This is a genomic window from Salinibacter sp., from assembly GCF_036626415.1.
Classification (GTDB): Bacteria; Bacteroidota; Rhodothermia; order Rhodothermales; family Salinibacteraceae; genus Salinibacter.
The window spans coordinates 1-3874 of the sequence record NZ_JAZKRW010000195.1 but is presented as its reverse complement, the minus strand read 5'-3'; the positions used below and the strand labels follow the sequence as shown (position 1 = coordinate 3874).

Here is a 3874-nt window from a genome sequence, read left to right as displayed (position 1 = left end):
CCGTAGCCGTGCAGCGCCCGGGTCAGCAGTCGGTCGCGCTCCATGAAGTAGGCCTGGTCCTGGGTGAACTCGTCGACCCCCAGGACGAGGCCCGTCGAGTAGCGCACGCGCTTCGAGAGATCGGAAACCGAAGACGTCGGGGCGTCGGATGTGAAGTCACTCATGGGTCGAACGAAGTCGGATCGAAAGGGCAAAAATTGCTGGGCGTGCTGGCAGTCGGTTTTGGACGTTCTGGTCGCGCATCATCAGAGGGGCCGCGGCGCGTCGGCGGCATCGCGCCCCACCACCCGCCGGTCATCCACGTGCCCCGGATGGGCTGCGCCGACCGTCTCCTCGGCGAGGGCGCCGTCGCCCAGGAGGAGCGGGCTGTATCGGCTTCCTTTGCCGAGCACCGTGTCGAGCCCGGTGCGGACGGTGCCGACGCGGAACGCAGCCCAGTACGGAAGCACCTCGAAGGCAGTGTGGGCGGGCTTCTGCGTCTCGACCACCCGTCGTGCGATCTTGAGGCGCTGCCGCTGCGCGGCTTCGTCGGCGTCGGGATCCACGGGCACGAGCACACGGAACCGGTGCGCGGCACGATGGACGGGCAGCGCAGTGCCGACGAACTGAATCCAGTCCTGGAGGGCCGTTCCGCTTGGCAGCGTATCGGGAAGTTGGATGGCGTCGAAGCGGCCCCCTTCCTCCCTGAACGGCGCCGGAAGCCGATCGGTGGTGGCGTAACGGCGCGCAAGGAAGGCGCGAAACCGGCGGGTGACCGTATCGGCCCTGTCTCCAATCCCGGGCCGCACGGTTCCCGCGTCGATGGGGGCGTAGGGGCCATCGATGACGCGACGCACAAACACCCGCCAGTCGGCCCGCTTCTGGTCGGCATGCTCGTCGTCGGGAGACGGTAAAAGCGGCGGAAACGATGGCCGCTCGCCCCACACCGCCTCCCGATCGCTGGGGGTGTCGTAGCGCTCTCGGTCGAGGAACGTACGGAAGCGGCGGTGTAGCGTATCGGCCCCCTTCTCCGGCGTCCATGGCTCGTCCACCCGCACCTGGGTCGGCTGCTCGGGCATCCGGGCATCCCCCACGACGGCACGCGGCACGTCGCGCGCCGCAAACTGCTCGACGAGGCGGACACGTTCTTGACGGGCCGTGCGTTCGGTGGCGTCTTGGGGACGCCCCACGGCGTCGGCGATCCCGGCGGGTGTGAACAAAAACTCGTCGGCGCAGGGATCGAGCACGAGCGTGAGCATGCGGGCCAGCCCGGCGAGCGTGCCCCGCTGGTTGAACAGTTCGACGGCGTGGTCGAGAAACAGCCGCTTGCGGCGCGTGTCGAGCGCCGGGTCGAACGAGGCGCCGAACCAGGTGGCAAGCCAGTCGAGGTACTCGTCGGGGACCGTGCGGACGTCGAAAAGAGCCTTGACGGTAGCAATCTTCCCTTCGATGTCCGTGAGCATGCCCTCGGCGTTGGCGAGGAACCGCTCCACGAACTGCGCCGAGGCCTCGTTCTTCTGGTAGACGTCCGGCATGTACTCCTCGAGGTACGAGAACCGCGGGAAGTAGACGCGAAGGGCGTGGAGTCGCGGGGAGGCCCGTCCGCTGCCCTCCAGCGTGAGGCGCAGCTCCAGGTAGCGGCCCTCGGCGTGTTGCAGGAGCAGCTCCCAGGTCCCGCGTCCCTCCCGATCCGAGTCGGTCTCGGGAAAGGCCTCGTAGTAGGGAAGTTCGGACCCGGTGTCCCGCTGGTAAAGCTCCGGCTCAGACTTCCAGGACTGGTCGGACAGCCGGTCTTCGTGATCGCTCGCGCGACTTTCGACACGAACGGTCGCTTCCGGGGGGATACAGGCATCTATGAAGAGGCGATGCCAAGTGCACCCCACAATCTCGCTGTCGAACCGGTCCTCCGACGAATCCAGTTCGATCTGACCTCCGTCCACGAAACGGGGTTTGTGCTGACTCCGAAGGGGGACCCAGCGGTTTTCCAGATCATAATACACCGTGCCGTCCGCCTCGACGAGATCTTTGCCTGAAAAGCGCCGGAGCGGCAGGTATTGCGGTTTTGCCTCGGCGTCCACCTCATCTGCATCACCGGTGAGGCGAAGCGCATAGGCCTGGTTCCCGTCCGCCCCTATGACGTAGAGCGTTCCCTGAATCACTTCGGTCAGGCCGGGCGAGCCGGGCACGAAGGCGATGTCGTGGGCGCGCCAGGGTTCCCAGTCGGCATTGGCCTCTTCCCCGGGTTTTAGCTCAGTCGTCAGATTGACGCATCCGACCTCAACCGGCGAGGGGGCGCCGGTGCCCACGAGCCGGTAGCGGCGAACCGTCGACGTCTTGCCGACGTCCGTGTCCCCGTTACCGGTATCCTGCGCTTCACAGCCCCCGTCTTCCGTCACGGACAGGACCAGTACGGTGTCGTCAGGCAGGGCTTCGACGGCCTGTGGCTGGAGGTCCGACGGAAGGGAACGCTGCGTAGACGAGGATGCAGGAGGTGTTAGGTTGCTGTCTCCCCCCTTCGCGTCTACTGGTCGGAAAGAGGAGCCCGTTCCTCCCGACTCCACCGGTCGTTCCGGCTGGAGCGTCTGATCGAGTGCCCAAATGCGGGGATCACCGTCCTCGGGCTTCTCGAGCAGGTACAGTCCCCCGTCCGGGCGCGGGGTTGCATCAGCCGGGGCAAACGCCGTCCCTCCAAACCACGGAATGCGCTGAGGCGGCCCGCCCGCGTGCAGGTCGAAAACGAGCAGCTGGTCCGGCAACGTGCGTCCCACCACGAGCCGGTGGTCCGCCGTGATCATCAGGCCCCCAAGCTTCGGGGACGGTTCGTTCTCCTCGTTCTCCAGTTCTTCGCGACGGGGCACCGGCCGAAATGCCCCGCTCGACTTCACCTCCGACTCGTCCTCGGCAGCACCCAGCGTCATGATCGACCAGAATGTGTCGACCTCATCGTCCCCGGCGTTCCGAACGACGATGCGGGTCGGATCGGCCGGGTCGATCCAGTACCACGATCCGTACCGGTCCCGCGCCGCCGACGTCCGGTCCGAGGGCCTGAGGGCCGGCTTGGCGGACTGTCGCGGAAATCGCTCGATGAGCGGTCGGAGCGTCACGCACCGGTTCTCGGCGTCGTAGACGACATCCGCGTCGGCATCGTCGGTCGCCGTGGCCTCGACCCCGAACCGCTTGCGCCAGTCCGAGCGGCCGAGCACCAGCTTAAACCCGGTATCGTTTACGTCGCGCATGGGCAACGTGGAGTTACGAGTAATGAGTCGTGAGCTCTTCGGCTCCCCCCTCAACCGGTTTCATCTCAGCATTCTTCAGGAACGACCGGAACCGGGAAGAACGTGTCTTCGGTCTCGTCCTCCTCTGCTCGTCCCGCCCTGTCCCCGGAGACCTCAGGCCCGGATTGAGCGCAGAACTCGCCCAGTGGCTTCGCTGTGCCGCTCTGCACGGCCAGCCCCGTAAGGCGTGGCAGCTGCACGCCAGTCAGGGACACCTCTTGGTCGACCCCTCCCCCCGAGGGCCCAGCCAGCTGTATCTCATCAACGCTCGCCACCCCCGAGACGCGGGCCGCAACCGTGAGCAGCTCCCGCTTCTCGACGGCACGACCCAGCGGCCACCCCTCCTCTTCAAATCCCCCCTTTAGGGGCGACAGAAAGGTGCGAATCGCCGACCGAACGCGGTCGTGGACCGGGGGGGCCTCTGCGCCCGGCACCACGTCGACGCCGATGGAGACGCAAACCTCCTGGTAGCTCGGGCCCCGCACGTGCACTTCCGTCGTGACGAGGCGACGGCGGTCGAGGTACTCGCAGACCGTGTCGAGGAACAGCTTGCCCGGCGTCGGGGCGTCCGGGCGGTTCGGGTCGGAGGCCGGGATGACGAGCACAGTCACCACCCCCTC

General features: G+C 66.9%; 1 protein-coding gene and 1 pseudogene. Both read right to left on the bottom strand.

What is annotated here, in order from left to right:
- Nucleotides 1-245 precede the first annotated feature (245 nt).
- On the bottom strand, nucleotides 246-3215 hold the full coding sequence (locus V5A20_RS13505; RefSeq protein WP_332327580.1) for a phage tail protein: 2970 nt from the start codon (nucleotides 3213-3215) through the stop codon (nucleotides 246-248).
- Between the two features lie 65 nt (nucleotides 3216-3280).
- A pseudogene (locus V5A20_RS13500) lies at nucleotides 3281-3874 on the bottom strand (putative baseplate assembly protein); the annotation flags it as partial.